Source organism: Dyella kyungheensis (assembly GCF_016905005.1).
GTDB lineage: Bacteria > Pseudomonadota > Gammaproteobacteria > Xanthomonadales > Rhodanobacteraceae > Dyella > Dyella kyungheensis.
Genome location: NZ_JADIKC010000003.1, coordinates 81,985 through 99,129 on the forward strand (window position 1 = coordinate 81,985; position 17,145 = coordinate 99,129).

Below are 17,145 nucleotides of genomic sequence, written 5' to 3' on the forward strand. Positions count from 1 at the left end.
AAGCATGCCCGTCCGCCCCACGGTCGGTACCCCATGGCGACAAACCGTGCAATTCAATGACGTAGGACGCTTAACTTAAGAATTCTCCTTGACGTCACGCCGGGCAGGCGGTAAACAGCACGAACGAGTGCCTGCCGGCTGAACGTTTGCCGTACGTCTTCACAGGCGTGCGGTTGGTATTTACACAGGGCATCGCCGGTCCACCGGTTGGCGGTTGCACGATTTACCTGAGCCAGGGGCGGGTCGCAGGGGGGTGTTGTGAACTTGAACATAAGTGGAAATGGCTTGGCCGGCCTGAAGGTCATGGTTATCGACGACTCGAAAACCATCCGTCGTACCGCCGAAACCTTGTTGAAGAAAGAAGGTTGCGACGTGCTTACGGCGGTGGACGGTTTCGAGGCGCTAGCCAAAATCTCCGATCAGAAGCCCGCGATCATCTTCGTCGACATCATGATGCCGCGACTTGACGGCTATCAGACGTGCGCGCTGATCAAGAACAACCCGCAGTTCCGCGGGACGCCCGTGATCATGCTCAGCTCGAAGGACGGCCTGTTCGACAAGGCACGCGGGCGCATCGTGGGTGCGGAACAATATCTGACCAAGCCGTTCACGCGCGACGAACTGCTGGGTGCAATCCATCGACATGTCGTTACGGTTTAAGTCGGACGACTACAGGGTCTGAGGGGGGCCTGTGGCCAATATTCTTATCATTGACGATTCGCCGACCGACGTGCGCGTGTTCACCACGCTGCTCGAGCGCGCGGGTTACCAGGTCGATTCGATCGGCAACGCCGAAGAAGGCATTGAGCGCGTGCGCGAACTGAAGCCCGATCTGGTCATCATGGACGTCATCATGCCCGGCATGAACGGCTTCCAGGCCACGCGCACGCTGACGCGCGACCCGATGACGTCGAGCATTCCCATCGTCATGATCACCACCAAGTCCATGGAGACCGACCGTGTGTGGGGGCTGCGCCAGGGTGCGCGGGCCTTCATCACCAAGCCGGTCAACGAGAAGGATTTGCTGGCCTGCATCAACGATCTGCTGCCCAGCGCTGCGTGAGGCGACCATGAGTCAGACCGCCTCGCTCACGCCCTTCGAAATCCTCGCCCGGTACGAGCGCCTTTCGCTGGCGCACGCCTCCGGCACGCCGGAAAGCCTCGAGGCCCCGGGTCTGTGGCGCGGCATTGGTTACCGTGCGGGCAGCCGCCTGTTCGTCAGCGGCATCGACGAGATCAGCGAACTGCTGGCGGTACCCTCGTTGACGCCGGTGCCGGGCACCCAGCCCTGGCTGCTGGGCGTGGCGAACGTGCGCGGCAATCTGGTGCCGGTGATCGACCTGGCACGTTTCCTGTTTGGCGAACGCACGTTGTCCACCGAACGCACCCGCCTGCTGGTGGTGCGCCAGGGTGCGGGCAGCGTGGCGCTGATGGTGGATGAAGTCTTCGGGCAGCGCACGGTCGACGCGGAGCAGCGTCGCCAGGCCGAGCAGGAAGACGACCCGCGTTTGGCACGTTTCGTGGATGATCGTGTAGGCGATTCGCGACTGGCTGTGTTCAGTATGGGCAAGCTGGTTCGTGCGCCGGACTTCCGTCAGGCTGCGGCCTGACGCGCAACGTTGAACCATAAGTAGGACCGGCGCTGCTCAAGGCCGGAATCAGGGCGATGATCCGACGCCTTCGCCGGCATGGGCGGCGAGGCGTAGAAGGGCGAGGTGAACGAAATGAGCACTACAGGGGGCGTGGGCAAAGAGCGAGGTTATACAGGCCTCATCATTGCGCTGGTCATTGCGTTCGGTTTCACGGGTGTCGACTTTGCCATGCTGACCTTGCGTGGCCGCGAGGACACCCAGGCGACGGGTCTGACGACCCAGATCCAGGTGTTGTCGCAGCAGACGGCAAAGCTGGCACTGGAAGCGGCCACGGACGGTAACGCGGATTCCTTCAAGGAACTCGAGACCAACCGCAACACCATCGATGCGGCCGTTCAGCGCCTGAACAAGGGCGATGAAAAGAGCGGCATGAAACCGTATGCCGACAACAACGCCACGCCCGCCGGGCGCGCCGTCAGCGCGCTCAGCAACGCGTGGGGCCAGCTCGACGCGGACATCGGCAAGATCCTGTCGAACAAGGCACTGGTGGTGGATTCCGCGCAGCGCGCGGCCACCCTGGGCCGCGAATTGCCGGTGCTCAACTCCAACATGGAGCAGGTGGTGAACATCCTGCAGCAGCGCGGTGGCAGCGCGGAGCAGACCTACACCTCCGCCCGCCAGATGCTGCTGGCCGACCGTATGATCCGCCGCGTGCAGGAAGTGCTGCAGGGTGGCGAAGCCTCGCAGCCCGCCGCCGACGGCCTCGCCCGCGACGGCCAGCTGTACGGCTCGGTGCTCAAGGGTCTGCTCGAAGGCAACGCCGAAGTGGGCGTGCGTTCGATGACGGATGCCAACGCGCGCAAGATCCTCACCGACATGCAGGCCCAGTGGGACAACCTGCAGGATCCGGTGGGCAAGCTGGTCAGCGCCGCAGGCAACCTGGGCGATGTGAAGCGCGCCGGCAACCAGGCCTCGCTCGACTCGCAAAACGTGCTGCTGCGCGCGAACGAACTGGCCGACCAGATCGGCAAGCTGCCGACCCGCCGCCTGTTCCCGAACCTGTGGTGGGGCGTGCTCGGCGCGATCGGTGCGGCCGCCTTCCTGGCCGTGCTTATCGTGCAGTTGGTGTCCGACCAACGCCGCCGCTTCCAGGAATCGACCGAACTCAACCAGCGTAACCAGGAGGCCATCATGCGCCTGCTGGACGAAATGGGTTCGCTTGCCGAAGGTGACCTGACCGTCAAGACCACCGTGACCGAAGACATCACGGGCGCCATCGCCGACTCGGTGAACTACGCCATCGACGAATTGCGCACCCTGGTGACGACGATCAACGAGACGTCCGAGCAGGTGTCCTCCTCGGCCCAGGAAACGCAGACCACCGCGCGCCACCTGGCCGAATCGGCACAGAACCAGGCCCAGCGCATCAGTACGGCGACCACCGCGATCAACCAGATCGCAAGCTTGATGGATACCGTGTCGAAGGACTCCGCCGAATCGGCCGACGTGGCCGAACGCTCGGTGAAGATCGCTTCGCGCGGCGCCGAAGTGGTGCGCGAGACGATCTCGGGCATGGACTCGATCCGCGACCAGATCCAGGAAACCTCCAAGCGCATCAAGCGCCTGGGCGAATCCTCGCAAGAGATCGGCTCGATCGTGGAACTAATCAACGACATTGCCGAGCAGACCAACATCCTCGCCTTGAACGCCGCCATCCAGGCAGCGTCCGCCGGTGAAGCGGGCCGCGGTTTCGCGGTGGTGGCGGACGAAGTGCAGCGCCTCGCGGAACGCTCCGCGAGCGCGACGAAGCGAATCGAAACGCTGGTGCAGACGATTCAGTCCGATACCAACGAAGCGGTGAACTCGATGGAACAGACCACCGCCGAAGTGGTGGCTGGTGCCCGACTCGCCGAGGACGCGGGTAGCGCGCTGGGCGACATCGAGCGCGTCTCGCACGATTTGTCCGCGCTGATTCAGAACATCTCCACGCAGGCACGCCAGCAGTCCACGGCGGCAACCGATATTTCCGTGTCGATGAATGCGATTCAGGAAATCACTTCGCAGACCTCGCAGGGCGCGAGCCAGACGGCCGATTCGATCGGTTACCTGGCCCAGCTGGCGAGCGACCTGCGTCGTTCGGTGGCCCACTTCAAGCTGCCGGGTTAAGTGAGCAGTTGGCGGATAACGATTTTCACAGGGGGCAACCTCGCCGGTTGCGTGACAACGCGTTACGTGGCGGCTGAGAGGGGCGCATGAGACTTCAAGACCATATCGATTTCACCACCCTGCAGTGGGTCAAGCCCGAGCTCGACGAGACGCTCGCCGTGGCCCGCGAGGCGTTGGAGTCCTACGTCGACAACCCGGGCAACCGGGATGCGATGCGCTCCTGTGCGGACAGCCTGCACCAGGTGCACGGCACGCTGCGCATGGTCGAGCTATACGGCGCCGCCATGGTCACCGAGGAGATGGAGACACTCGCCATCTCGCTGCTCGAAGACCATGTGGCCCAACGCGAGGAAGCCTACGCCGCGCTGATGCGCGGCCTGATGCAGCTGCCCGATTACCTCGAGCGCCTGTCCGGCGGTCATCGCGACGTGCCGGTGGTGTTGCTGCCGCTGTTGAACGACCTGCGCGCCAGCCGCGGCCAGCAGGCGCTGCACGAGTCGGCGCTGTTCACGCCCAACCTGGAAATTGCGCTGCCGGCCCAGGCGCCGCAGCCGCCGCACGAGCTGGTGCTGGAGCGCCAGCGCAACGAAGTGACCACGCTGCGCCTGCGCTTCCAGCAGCAGCTGCTGTCGTGGTTCCGCGGCCAGGGCAACGACCAGCAGCTGGGCGGCATGATCCAGACGCTGGACGCCATCACCGCGCGTTGCCACACCATCCCGGGCCGTCGCCTGTGGTGGATTGCGGCCGGCGTGCTGGAAGGCGTGCAGCAGGGTGCGCTGAAGAGCCAGACGGGCGAAGTGCGCCAGCTGATCGGCAAGGTCGATCGCAGCATCCGCCAGCTGGTCGAACACGGCGAGGCGAACCTGCGCGGCGGCGACGCCGACGAGCTCGCACGCAAGCTGCTGTACGTCGTGGGTCAGGTCCGTCAGGGCAGCCCGCGCATGGAACTGCTGCGCCAGACCTATTCACTCGATGCGCTGCTGCCTGAAGCGAGCGAGATCGAACACGCACGCGGTTCGATGGCGGGCCATAACCGCGCGTTGCTGGACTCCGTGGCCAAGGCGTTGAAGGACGACCTGCTGCGGGTGAAGGAATCGCTCGACCTGTTCCTGCGCCAGACCGACGCCGATCCCGCGCAGCTGTCCGGCCAGACCGAAGTGCTCGAACGCGTGGGCGACACGCTGGGCATGCTCGCCCTGGGCGTGCCGCGCCGCGTGGTCAACGAACAGCGTCGCGTGCTGGAAGAAATCGCCAGCCGCGTGCGCGCACCGGACGAAGAGCTGCTGCTCGATGTCGCCGGGGCGCTGTTGTACGTGGAAGCATCGCTCGACGATCACATCGAAAGCCTCGGTGCCGACGGCGAAACCGCCGCCGAGATGCCGACCGCGATGCTGCCGCGCAGCGAAGCGCGCCACATCCTTGCCACGCTGATGCACGAGGCGACCGCCAACACCGGCAAGGTGAAGGACGCCATCGTCGCCTACGTGGAATCGGGCTGGCAGTCGACGCAGCTGGCCGAAGTCGGCGCGCTGATGGACGAAGTCGCCGGCGCCATGCGCATGCTGTCGGCGCCGCGCCCGGCCGAACTGGCCGAGGGCATCGGCCGTTTTGTCGGCAACGAATTGCTGGCCGACCGCCGCGTGCCCAGCACCGCGCAGATGGATCATCTCGCCGACGCGTTGGCTGCACTCGAGTACTACCTGGAAGCCGCACGCGAACATCGCGGTGGTCTCGAACATATCCTGGACGTCGCCGAGCACAGCCTCAGCAGCCTCGGTTACTGGCCGCCGCCGGCTGCGCGTGTGGCCTCCGACGACGAGCTGGACGAAGCGCCCGAGCATGTGGCGCGTGCTGCCGATGCCGCGCTTGCCGCGACGCTCGCCAACCAGCCGGCGCTCTCCGAGAGCGTCAGCCTGGGCCATGGCGATGACCTCAGCGATTTGATCGTCGGCCACAGCGAGACGCCCGAACCGGTTGCACAGGAAATCACCGGCCTGCGCCTGGCCGACACCGTGCACGTCACGCCGCAGGAACCGGTACAGGACAACGAAGACGACTGGATCGAGATCGAGGAAGAAATCGTCGAGGAAATGCCCGTCTCCAGCGGCGCATCGGCGATCGACGCCCGCTTCCAGTCCAGCACCGCCGGCATCGACGACGACATCCGCGACATCTTCCTGGAAGAAATGCAGGAAGAGATCGACAACCTGCACGCCACCCGCAAGACCTGGCTGGCCGATCCGCTGCAGTTCGACGCGCTCACCTCCATCCGCCGTTCTTTCCACACGCTCAAGGGTTCGGGCCGCCTGGTCGGCGCCACCGTGCTCGGCGAGTTCGCGTGGAAGGTGGAGAACATGCTCAACCGCGTGCTGGATCAGTCGATCCCGCCGAACGAGGGCGTGCAGGAAGTGGTCAGCGCCGCCATCGACGCGCTGCCGCAGCTGCGTGTTGCGCTGATGGGCGAGGGCGCTGTCACGGCGCCGCTGCTGGCCATCATGGAAATCTCCGAGCGTCTGTCGGCCGGCCAGGCCGATGCACGCCTTGCCGACATCGCCACCACCAGCGGTACCGAAACGGTGCGCCGCATTGTTCGCCGCCGCGTGCCGCGCGTGGATACCTCGGCCGAGGCGATTCCTGCCGCCAGCCTCGCCGGCATCGAAAGCTCGCCCGCGGAACCGGTGCTGCCGGTGCCGACGCACGACTTCATCGACGCGCCGGTGATGCCGCCGATCGATCCGGTGCTGCTGGAAATCCTGCGCAGCGAAGTGGCGCAGTACCTGGCCACCATCCGCACGGCGATCAACCGCGTCGACGGCGAACTGCGCGTCGAAGACAGCCTGCTGCGCGCCGTGCATACGCTGCACGGTGCCATCGCGATGGTCGACATTCCGCTGCTCACGCAGCTGCTGTCGCCGCTGGAAAGCCTGCTCAAGCGCCTGCGCGCCGCCGGCCTGCCGCTCTCGCCCGAAGGCGTGATGCTGCTCAGCCAGAGCGCCGATGCCGTCGATCACGTGATGGGCCAGTTCGACGTGGCCACGCCGCATCTGCCGGACCTGGACAGCCTGATCCATCGCCTGACCGAGCTGCGCGACAGCCAGCCCGAACCGCAGGTGGCGCACGTGCTGTTCGAGACGCCGGCCGACCTGGCGGACGAGGCGCCGGCGCAGGTTGCCGACAACTCGCATGAAGAAGCGCTGGGTGCGTCGCTCGACGATGCACTGTCCGATGCAGCATTGCCGGTGGAGCACATCGAGCTGGCGTCGCCGCCAGCGGTGTCCGACACCGACAAGTACACCGACGAACTGCTCGCTGCGCTGGGCGAATTCGATCTGGACGCCCATCTGCCGGCGTCGGAGCAGGCCCCGCATCACGCGCCGGCCTCGGCGGAGGACGAGTTCAGCAAGGCCTACGCCGATCTGCTGGACGACGCCGAGACGCTGGAAGTCGGCCCGGTCACCGACGATGCCGACGCCACCGTCGAACACGTCGTCGCGCACGAGCTGGATGTCGAGCAAGCGGAGCCGCCGGTCGAGTCTGAAGCGACCACGCCGCTCCACGTCGAGCCGATTTCCGAACCCGTCATCGAACACGTCGAGCCAGTCGAAGCGCTGGATGCCAGCGACGAGACGCCGATCGAAGAGATCGTGCTGGAAGCGCCGGTGCTCGACGAAGCGGAACCGCTGATCGAGGAGCCTGTGGTCGAGGAGCCGGCCGTCGAAGAGCCGATCGTCGAAGAAGCGGTGGCCGAAGCACCGGCAACGCCCGCCGCAGCGGAAGAACCGATCGACGAAAGCGCATTGCTGCCCAACCAGATCGATCCCGACCTGCTGGAAATCTTCATCGAGGAAGCGCGCGAGATTCTCGATCACTCCGACGGTGTGCTCGCCCAGTGGCGTGCCGAGCCGAGTGCGATCGAACATCTGGCCGAGATCCAGCGCGACCTGCACACCCTCAAGGGCGGCGCGCGCATTGCCGGCATGGTGCCGGTGGGCGACCTTACCCACGCCATCGAAACGGCGCTGGAGAAGCCGCTGCACGCGGAGTCGGCGCATATCGGCGAATTGATCGCTGCACTGGAAGTGGGCTTCGACAAGCTGCACGGCCTGGTGCAGATGGTCTCGCAGGGGCGGCCGGTGCCGTATCCGCAGGCGATCATCGATCGCTTCCTGGCCATGTCTGGCGAAGGCGCGACGAGCGTATCCGCGGATGCCGGCGAAGCGATCAATGTGGTCGAAGCCGCCAACGTGGTGCCGTTCCCGGCCCGCCTGGCGCCGCTGCCCGAACTGTTGCCGGAACTGCTGCCCGAAGAGCGCGAAGACGCACCGAGCACGCCGCAGGAACAGATCCGCGTTCGCGCAGAACTGCTCGATACGCTGGTGAACCACGCCGGCGAGGTGGCGATCTATCGTTCGCGCCTTGAGCAGCAGGTCGCCGGCTACCGCTTCAACCTGGTCGAACTCGACCAGACCGTGCAACGTCTGCGCAGCCAGCTGCGCATGATGGAAATCGAAACGGAAGCGCAGATCATCGCGCGCTTCCAGCGCGAGCACCGCGAAGCGGGTATTGCGGTATTCGATCCGCTCGAACTCGACCGCTTCTCGCAGCTGCAGCAGTACTCGCGTGCGCTGGCCGAGTCGGTATCCGACCTTGTGTCCATCCAGGGCATGCTGGACGAACTGACCCGCCAGGCCGAAACGCTGCTGATCCAGCAGTCGCGCGTGAGCTCGGAACTGCAGGAAGGTCTGCTGCGCACGCGCATGCTGCCGTTCGACACGATGGTGCCGAACCTGCGCCGCACGCTGCGCCAGGCCGCGCAGGAAGAAGGCAAGGGCGCCCAGCTGTACGTGGAAGGCGCCCACGGCGAAATGGATCGCAACCTGCTCGAGCGCATCAAGGCGCCGTTCGAGCACATGCTGCGCAACGCGGTGGCCCACGGCATCGAGTCGCCCAAGGATCGCCGCAAGGCCGGCAAGCCGGAAGAAGGCGCCGTGCGCATCCGCGTGGCACGCGAAGCCACCGAGGTGGTGGTGCGCGTGACCGACGACGGCCGCGGCCTCGATCGCGATGCCATCCGCAAGCGCGGCGTGGAGCGCGGTCTGATCCGCAACGACACCCGCCTGAGCGACGACCAGGTGCTCGCCCTCATCACCCAGCCTGGCTTCTCCACCGCCAGCACCGTGACCCAGCTCGCCGGCCGCGGCGTGGGCATGGACGTGGTGGCGAACGAAATCAAGCAGCTGGGCGGTGCGCTGTCGATCGAATCGAACGAAGGCCAGGGCACCACGTTCGTGCTGCGGCTGCCGTTTACGCTCGCGGTAACGCAGGCCATCCTGGTTCGCATCGGCGAATCCAACTACGCCATCCCGATGACCTCGGTGCAGGGCGTGGCGCGCATCAGCCCGGCCGAACTGGCCGAGCGCATGGCCGAGCCGGAGCCGACTTTCCCGTACGGCGGCGAGAGCTACGAGATCCACAATCTCTCCGAGCTGCTGGGCGCCGTGCCGGTGAATGCGATCGACGACGAGCAGATTCCGCTGCTGCTGACGCGTTCAGGCGACCTGCGCGCGGCGATCCGCATCGATGCCGTGATCGGCTCGCGCGAAATCGTGGTGAAGTCGGTCGGTCCGCAGATCAGTTCGGTGCCGGGCATCCTCGGCGCGACCATCATGGGCGACGGTTCGGTGCTGATCATTCTCGATCTCGCCCCGCTGGTGCGCCATGGCATCGCCCGCCGACTGCAGCGCCTGGACGAAGGCCTCACCGCCATCGCCACGCCCGTGGTGGAAGAGCAGCGCGTGCGTCCGCTGGTGATGGTGGTCGACGACTCCATCACCATGCGCAAGGTCACCGGCCGCGTGCTGGAACGCCACGAGTACGAAGTGGCCACCGCGAAGGACGGCGTCGACGCCCTCGAGAAGCTGCACGAGCGCGTGCCTGACCTGATGCTGCTCGATATCGAGATGCCGCGCATGGACGGCTACGAGCTGGCCACGCAGATGAAGTCCGATCCGCGACTGCGCGACGTGCCGATCATCATGATCACCTCGCGTACCGGCGATAAGCATCGCCAGCGCGCGTTCGACATCGGCGTGGACCGCTACCTCGGCAAGCCGTACCAGGAAGCCGAGCTGCTGGCGCAGATCGGTGAGGTGCTCGAACAGCGCACCACGGAGTCGCTCAATGGCTGAAACGGCGACCGCGGTAGCGTTGTTGTTCGATGACGTGGAACTCGGCGGTCAGCTGCGTGAAGCGTTGCGCGAACGCGGGGCCCGGATCGTGCACGAAGGTGCGCTGTCCACCCTCGACAAGCAGATGCTCAGCAACACCGGCGCGGAAGTGCTGGTGGTCAACCTGGACGAAGACGCCGACGACGACCTCGATCGTCTCTACGACGTGATCGACGGCGACCGCCCGCGCGTGGTGTTCAACGATGCTGCCGCCAGTCGCTCCCTCGACGGTTGGGACCGTGCCCGCTGGGCGCGCCACCTCGCGGTGAAAGTGATGGCGCAGGGCGACCTCGATCCGCCGCGCCCGCAGGACGCACCGGTCGTGCCCGAAGTGGCCGAGCCAGTGCTGGTGGAAAACGCCGAGGTGCCGCCGGTCGTGATCGCCGAGGAACCCTCGCCGAGTTTCGTCGCTACGCTGGAGCCGATAGCGCCCACCGACATCGCCCCGGCCGAGATCACGCCGCAAGCGGTCGAAGCTACCGAAGTGCAGTCGGAAACTCTGGCGGCGGAACTGGAAGCGTTCATTGCTGCCGACGAGCCGGCGCTGGCCGAGGACGAGTTCGGTTCGGAACTGTCCTTCAGCGCGGTGGAAGAACCGCTGCACCTGGACGATTTCGCCGCATTGAAGGACCTGCCGCTGGAGACGGAAGACGAATTCGGCTCAGGTCTGAAGTTCACCGCCGACGACGAACTGCCCGCCTTGCACGACGGCAATTTCGGCGCGCCCGAAGGCGAAGCGTCGGCCGATCACGACTTCGGCTCGGGGCTGAAATTCAGCGCCGATGACGACCTGCCGGCGCTGCACGACGGCAGCTTCGGCCTGGATACGCTGAGCACGCAGGGCCATGCGCCGCTGGACGAGCCGGCGGCCGATGCAGCCGCGCGGCAGATGCCTTCGTTCCAGCTCGATCACCTGGCTTTGGCGCCGCTGGACGAATCGTTCATGCCGTCGCCCGCGCTGGCAGAGAGCCCGGAAAAATCACCTTCGACGCTGCTGGGTTCGGCATCTGCCTGGGCGTTGGTGGACGAAGGCGAGGCGGCCGCACCGGCGGCTTCCGCGCCCGCGCCTGCCGCCAGCTTCGGTATCGAGAAGTTGAGCGCTGCGGATTTCCTCGCGCCGGAAGGCGGCGAGGAAGCATCCTCCATCATCGAGCCCGGCATGAAGCTTGAGCTGGTATCGATGGAAGAAGCGCTGGCACCGAAGGAATACGACGCCGCCGCCACTGAAATGATGCTGGACGATCTGGACAGCGCGATCAGCCGCCTGCTGGTGCTTGGTGCGGCGGCGGACAGTCTCGAAGCGGTGTGTTCGTTCCTCTCGATGCTGCCCGCGGATCTGCGCGCTGCCGTGCTGCACGTCCAGCATCTGGGCGGCAAGTCGGTCGAAGCGCTGTCCGATACCTTGACCCGTTACAGCGAGCTGCCCGTGCGCATTGCCACGAACGGCGCGCGCGCCCGCGTCGGCGAAGTGCTGGTGGTGCCCGATGGGCAGCAGGCGCGCGTGCATCGCGATGGCCGGGTGGAGTTGCAGTCGCTGGACAACAGCGACGTGCGCAGCTCGCCGATCGATGCCTGCTTCACCCTGGCGGCCAATGTGTTTGGCCGCAACGCACAGGCCATCGTGTTCGCGGGCCAGGCCAACGATGCGCTCGGTGGCTGCCAGGCGATCCACGATCGCGGCGGCCAGGTGTGGATCGAATCGTCGGATGGTCAGTTCGCCGATATGGTGCACGGCATCGAAGCCGAGCGCCTGCACAGTTATTCAGGCACGCCTGCGGAACTCGCGGCGCGCCTGGTGGAAGAGATGTCGATGGAGGGCCGGCGATGAGCGATTTGCCACTACCGCGTGAAATTCGTTGCGTCCTGGTGCCGGTCGGCAACCTGCGCTTGTTGCTGCCCAATGCCACCGTGGCCGAAGTGATCACGATGCCCGCGGCGCCCGAACCGGTGGAAAGCGCGCCGGAATGGTTGCTGGGGCGCATCGCCTGGCGCGGCTGGCGTGTGCCGCTGGTGTCGTTCAACAAGCTCGCCGGTGCGGGCGAGGGCGACAGCGAGCAGGCCGTTCGCGTGGCCGTGTTGAAGGCGCTGGGCGGCCACAACGACCTGCCGTTCATCGCCGTGGTCACGCAAGGCTTCCCGCGCCTGACCACACTCAACGCCGAGCTGATCATTCCCACCCACGACGGCGCACCGTTGCCGCCGGGCGTGCGTGCGCAGGTGCTGGTGCGCGACGACATCGCGGTGATTCCGGATCTGGAAGGCATCGAAGCGGAGCTGCTCGAATTGCTCGAGCTGGCCAGCTGATCTTCCACCTGGCTTTCCCTGGAACACGCCCCTCGCGGGCGTGTTTTTTTTGGGGACCCAGCGCCGACGAAATCTCGCTTGAGCGCTCATCCCCCTCACCGTCATTCCGGCGCAGGCCGGAATCCAGTAGCCGCGTGCGCGGTCTTCGCGGGGCGCAACTGGATCGTCTTATGCGACAACTCAGCGCATTCGCTACTGGATTACCAGCCATTCGGCTGTTAAAGCACCTCCGGCCTGCGCCGCAATGACGAGCCGTGAGCGGGGGCTACTAAACGTCGCCGTGCAGCGCCTGCAACGCCGCCAGGGCAGCCAGGCCGGCCGTCTCCGTGCGCAGGATGCGCGGACCCAGGCGCAGGCCTTCGAAGCCCGCCTCCGCCAATGCAGCGGTATCGCGATGGCCCAGGCCGCCCTCCGGCCCGACCACCAGCACGCCACCGGCAGGGCTGAAGCGCAACTCGCTGGCGCGTCGCGTGCCCTCCGGCAACAGGGCGAGGCGCAAGACTTCATCCCGCGGCAACTCGCGCAGCCAGTGTTCCAGCGAAACGGCCGGCAGTACGGCCGGCACGCGGGCGCGACCGCTCTGCTCGCAGGCGCTGGCCACCACCGCCTGCCAATGGGCCAGGCGCTTCTCGGCGCGGCCGGCGTCGAGCTTGACCTCAGAACGCTCGGTGAGCAGCGGCACGATGCGCGCCACGCCCAGTTCGGTGGCCTTCTGCACGATCAGGTCCATCTTCTCGCCGCGGGCCACGCCTTGCGCCAGGGTCAACGGCAGCGGCGACTCGTTGTCGATGGGCTGGGCCGTTTCCACCCGGACCGTCACCTCTCGCTTGCCGACGGTCTGGATCACGGCGGGGTAGTCCGTGCCATCGCCGTTGAAGAGGGTGACCGGCGCACCGGCCGTCAGTCGCAGCACGCGCGCGACGTGCTCGCCCGCCTGGGCCGGGAGGGTCAGTTCCTGACCCACGGCCAGCGGCAGTTCGACATGTATGCGGATGGTGCGCATGGGACGTTATGACGGTTACGAAACGAAAAGCATAGCGGAGCGCCGATGCCCCGTCCCATGCGGCGTGCGGCGGACTAGCTGAACGCCCGGGAGATGCCGGTCGACCGGCATTTGCCCGCAAGCCGGAGCAGGCGCAGCATGTAGTACATCCCTCATTCCCCGGAGGTGGATCATGATCAGCAAATCCCTTCTAGTCCTGGCGATGGCGTTGGGCGCCGTGCCGGTCGCGATGGCGCAGGATTCCGCCACTGCGGGCGCCACCGGACAGACTAGCCAGCAGGACATGGCCAACCAGGCGGCATCGAAGAAGCCGCCGCAACCGGGCGACCGGAACTGCCTGCAGAGCACCGGCAGCCTGATTCCCGCCAAGCCCGGCACCTGCCTGCCGGTGGCCGGTCGCAGCTACAGCAACCAGGACATCCGCAACACTGGATCGCCCACCATCGGGCCCGCCTTGCAGCAGCTCGATCCCAGCGTCACCGTGAGCGGCGGCCGCTAAGCGGCGGCCAGCTCGATGCCCGCGATGGCGGTGTCGACCAGGTGGTCGATCTCGTCGGTGCTCACCACATAGGGCGGCATGAAGTAGATGATGTCGCCCAGTGGCCGCAGCAGCGCCTCGTGCTCGAGTCCATGCAGGTACACGCGCAGTCCACGCCGTTCCGTCGAAGGGAACGGCGTGCGATGGGTTTTGTCCGCCACCAGTTCCACCGCGGCGATCATGCCGGTCTGGCGCACATCCGCCACGTGTGGATGATCGCGTAGCGGCGCCAGCCGCTTGCCCAGGTGGGCGGCGAGCACGCGGTTGCGTTCCAGCACCGGCTCGTCGTTGAAGATCCGCAGCGTTTCCAGTGCCACGCGGCAGGCCAGCGGGTTGCCGGTATAGCTGTGCGAGTGCAGGAAGGCCTTGCCTGCGCTGTATTCGGCGTAGAACGCCTCGTACACCTTGGTCGTCGTGAGCACCGCGGACAACGGCAGGAAGCCGCCGGTGAGTCCCTTGGAAAGGCACATGAAGTCCGGCGAGACACGGGCTTGTTCGCAAGCGAACAGGGTGCCGGTGCGACCGAATCCCACCGCGATTTCATCGGCGATGAAATGCACGTCGTATTCGTCGCAAAGACGACGCAACCCCGCTAGGTAATCCGGGTGGTACATGCGCATGCCGCCGGCACATTGCACCAGCGGTTCCACGATCACCGCACACACTTCGTGCGCGTGCCGTTCCAATAACTGACGCAATTCACCGAGACGGCGCTTGGCGACCTCGCTGGGGCTTTCGCCGGGCAACGCTTCGTACGTATCGGCCGAGGGTGCCAGGATGGGCGTGAGCAGCAAGGGTGCGTAGGTCTTGCGATACAGCGCCACGTCGCTGACCGAAAGCGCGCCCAGCGTCTCGCCGTGATAGCTGCCGGTAAGCGCGATGAAGCGCGTCTTCTCGCCGTGTCCCTGGTTGAGCCAGTAGTGGAAGCTCATCTTGAGCGCCACTTCGATCGCGGCCGAACCGTTGTCGGCATAGAACACGCGATCCAGGCCCGGCGGCGTGACGCGCACCAGTTCTTCGGCCAGCGCCACTGCCGGCTCGTGCGTGAAACCCGCAAAAATCACGTGCTCCAGCGTCTTGGCCTGCTCGGCGAGCGCTGCTGCCAGACGCGGATTGGCGTGGCCGAACAGATTGGTCCACCACGAACTGATGCCGTCCAGGTAACGGCGTCCGCTGGTATCGATCAGCCAGGCGCCTTCGCCGCGGGCAATGGGCACCATCGGAACGGTCTGATGATCGTGCATCTGCGTGCAGGGATGCCACAGCAGGCTCAGGTCGCGACGCACCAGCGCGTCGGCAGCAGGGAATGAGGTGTTCATCCGGCTATGATCGGGGTTTCGAGCGTGCCCGCTCAAGTCTTGCATCCAGCCAGGGAGCCGATTTGAAGGTTTGGCGTAGTGCATTTATGGGCCTGCTGGGCCTTTTCATCATTGCTTCTGCGCTGCTGTGGTTCCTGCCGGCGCAATGGGCCCTGCCATGGCTGCATGCGCGCTTGAATGGCGTGCACCTGCAGGACGTCAGTGGTCTGGTGTGGGACGGCAGAGCTGGCCAGGTGCTGTCCGCCCGTGGCGAGAACCTGGGTGCGCTGCAATGGCAGCTGTCGCGCAGGGCCCTGCTCGGCGACAACCGCCTGCAGGTGGCGCTGCACGGGCCGCGTATCGATTTCACCGGCCACATGGCCGGCAAGCAGGCTACCGAGGCTACCTGGACGGACGTCCAAATGCGTATCGACCTGGATGTGCTCGGTGCCGGTCCTCTGCTGCTGGGCGGCGTGCCACGCGGCACATTGCACGTCACGGCCGGCAGCATCGAACTGCGCGGCGGCTGGCCGTGGACGCTCGATACGCAGGTGCAGTGGCAGGGTGCGGTGTTGCTCACGCGGCAGGCCCATCTGCCGTTGGGCAACCTGCAGGCCGATCTGCGCGCTGGGAACGGCGTCATCGAAGGGCATCTGCAGGACGATGGCCACGGTCCGCTGCGCATCGATGGCCATCTGCAACTCAGCCCGTTGGCGCGTCGTTTCACCGCCGTGGCGGCACCGCGAGGCCGGCAGCCGGCGCTGCAAACATGGCTCGCCGGCTTTGGCGCGGTCGATGCCGACGGTGTCACGCACATCGATTACAGTGGCGGTCTTGCCGCCGCCATCCGTGGGAAGCAACCATGAGCGAACTGGATCTGCCCAAGGCTCTTGCAGCCGCGCGCGAAGCGGCCGAGGCCGCCGGTGTGGTGTTGCGGCACTACTGGCGCAAGGGCGTGGCGGTGGAGCTGAAGAGCGACGACACGCCGGTCACCGCGGCGGATCGCGAAGCGGAGCTCGCGATCCGCGAGATCCTGCACAAGGCGCTGCCGCAGGCATCCATCTACGGCGAGGAATTCGGCCGTGACGACAGCAATCACGACCTGATGTGGCTGGTCGATCCGCTCGACGGCACCAAGAGCTTCGTTCGCCGCACGCCGTTCTTTTCCACCCAGATCGCGCTGATGCATCGGGGCGAACTGGTGCTGGGCGTATCGAGCGCTCCCATCTATGGCGAAACCATGTGGGCGAGCGCGGGCGGTGGCAGCTGGTTCGACGGCGAGCGCGTTCACGTGGCCGCGACCGCCGAGATGTCCAAGGCATCGATATCCACCGGCAACATCAAGACCCTGACGCGCGACGCGCGCTGGCATGCGCTGGGCACGATGATCCAGGACAGCAACCGCATCCGTGGCTACGGCGATTTCTGCCATTACCACCTGCTGGCACGCGGCGGGCTCGATCTGGTGATCGAGTCGGACCTGAACATTCTCGACGTGGCCGCGCTGGCGGTGATCGTTCGCGAGGCGGGCGGGGTGTTCACCGATATCCACGGCGCCGCGCTGACGCTCGACACCGCCAGCGTGCTCGCCGGCACCCCAGCCATCCACGCGCAGGCGCTGGACCGACTCTCGACATCGCACTGAGGAGCAAGCCATGGAAGACGTCGCGATGCTCTACAGCATCCTGGTGGCCAACGGGCCGGTGTTCGCCGCTGCCCTGATCGGTATCGTGGTGGCCCTCGTCTGGTGGCCGAAAGCGCCGCTGCCGGCCAAGCTGGTGCTGGTCGCCTGCGTGCTGGAAATGCTGCTGACCGGCATGTCGGCCTGGATGTCGGGCTGGTATGTGCCGCACATGGTGCGCGAGGGCAACACCATGCAAGGCATACGTACCATCGTCACGGCCATATCCGTGTGCGCGAGCGTGCTGCGCGCGGTGCTGTTCGGCCTGCTGATCTGGGCCGCCTTTGCCGGCCGCGATGCCACCCATCCCACGCTAAGGTGAAGCGCGAGCTACAA

The 17,145-nt window shown here is 66.1% G+C and carries 13 protein-coding genes; 11 read left to right on the top strand and 2 right to left on the bottom strand.

Going from position 1 to position 17,145, the window contains the following annotated elements:
- Window positions 1-303 precede the first annotated feature (303 nt).
- The 7 genes from ISP20_RS05100 (at window position 304) to ISP20_RS05130 (ending at window position 12,289) form a co-directional block, all read left to right on the top strand.
- On the top strand, window positions 304-660 hold the full coding sequence (locus ISP20_RS05100) for a response regulator (protein WP_019464684.1): 357 nt from the start codon (window positions 304-306) through the stop codon (window positions 658-660).
- Window positions 661-691: 31 nt separating this feature from the next.
- On the top strand, window positions 692-1,063 hold the full coding sequence (locus ISP20_RS05105) for a response regulator (RefSeq protein ID WP_204635011.1): 372 nt from the start codon (window positions 692-694) through the stop codon (window positions 1,061-1,063).
- Between the two features lie 7 nt (window positions 1,064-1,070).
- Window positions 1,071-1,610 carry a chemotaxis protein CheW gene (locus ISP20_RS05110; RefSeq protein ID WP_204635012.1) on the top strand — a complete coding sequence of 180 codons (540 nt, stop codon included), beginning with the start codon at window positions 1,071-1,073 and terminating at the stop codon, window positions 1,608-1,610.
- Window positions 1,611-1,724: 114 nt separating this feature from the next.
- On the top strand, window positions 1,725-3,758 hold the full coding sequence (locus ISP20_RS05115; RefSeq protein ID WP_204635013.1) for a methyl-accepting chemotaxis protein: 2,034 nt from the start codon (window positions 1,725-1,727) through the stop codon (window positions 3,756-3,758).
- An 86-nt stretch (window positions 3,759-3,844) separates the two neighbouring features.
- Entirely contained in the window at window positions 3,845-9,946 is a 6,102-nt protein-coding gene (locus ISP20_RS05120) for an Hpt domain-containing protein (RefSeq protein ID WP_204635014.1), read from the top strand.
- Window positions 9,939-11,813 carry a chemotaxis protein CheB gene (locus ISP20_RS05125; RefSeq protein WP_204635015.1) on the top strand — a complete coding sequence of 625 codons (1,875 nt, stop codon included), beginning with the start codon at window positions 9,939-9,941 and terminating at the stop codon, window positions 11,811-11,813. The genes ISP20_RS05120 and ISP20_RS05125 overlap by 8 nt, the downstream gene beginning before the upstream one ends.
- Window positions 11,810-12,289, top strand: coding sequence for a chemotaxis protein CheW (locus tag ISP20_RS05130; RefSeq protein WP_204635016.1), 480 nt, complete (start codon window positions 11,810-11,812; stop codon window positions 12,287-12,289). The genes ISP20_RS05125 and ISP20_RS05130 overlap by 4 nt, the downstream gene beginning before the upstream one ends.
- 268 nt (window positions 12,290-12,557) lie before the next feature.
- On the opposite strand, the gene ISP20_RS05135 is transcribed toward ISP20_RS05130, so the two are convergent.
- The gene (locus ISP20_RS05135) at window positions 12,558-13,292 is read right to left on the bottom strand and encodes a 16S rRNA (uracil(1498)-N(3))-methyltransferase (protein WP_204635017.1); all 735 of its coding nucleotides are present in this window, start codon (window positions 13,290-13,292) and stop codon (window positions 12,558-12,560) included.
- Between the two features lie 172 nt (window positions 13,293-13,464).
- Here ISP20_RS05135 and ISP20_RS05140 point away from each other — a divergent pair, with 172 nt between their 5' ends.
- Window positions 13,465-13,791, top strand: a complete 327-nt coding sequence (locus tag ISP20_RS05140) for a hypothetical protein (RefSeq protein WP_239535360.1) — start codon at window positions 13,465-13,467, stop codon at window positions 13,789-13,791.
- On the opposite strand, the gene bioA is transcribed toward ISP20_RS05140, so the two are convergent.
- Complete coding sequence (bioA, locus tag ISP20_RS05145; protein ID WP_204635018.1) at window positions 13,788-15,149, bottom strand: adenosylmethionine--8-amino-7-oxononanoate transaminase; 1,362 nt, start codon at window positions 15,147-15,149, stop codon at window positions 13,788-13,790. The genes ISP20_RS05140 and bioA overlap by 4 nt on opposite strands.
- Before the next feature lie 62 nt (window positions 15,150-15,211).
- Between bioA and gspN the strand changes: the two genes are divergently transcribed.
- The 3 genes from gspN to ISP20_RS05160 are packed head-to-tail and all read left to right on the top strand — an operon-like array spanning window position 15,212 to window position 17,131.
- Window positions 15,212-15,994, top strand: coding sequence for a type II secretion system protein N (gene gspN, locus ISP20_RS05150; protein ID WP_204635019.1), 783 nt, complete (start codon window positions 15,212-15,214; stop codon window positions 15,992-15,994).
- Window positions 15,991-16,773: an inositol monophosphatase family protein gene (locus ISP20_RS05155; RefSeq protein WP_204635020.1), complete on the top strand. Its 783-nt coding sequence runs from the start codon at window positions 15,991-15,993 to the stop codon at window positions 16,771-16,773. Before gspN ends, ISP20_RS05155 begins: the two co-directional genes overlap by 4 nt.
- A 10-nt stretch (window positions 16,774-16,783) precedes the next feature.
- Window positions 16,784-17,131: a hypothetical protein gene (locus tag ISP20_RS05160; RefSeq protein WP_204635021.1), complete on the top strand. Its 348-nt coding sequence runs from the start codon at window positions 16,784-16,786 to the stop codon at window positions 17,129-17,131.
- Window positions 17,132-17,145: the final 14 nt, after the last annotated feature.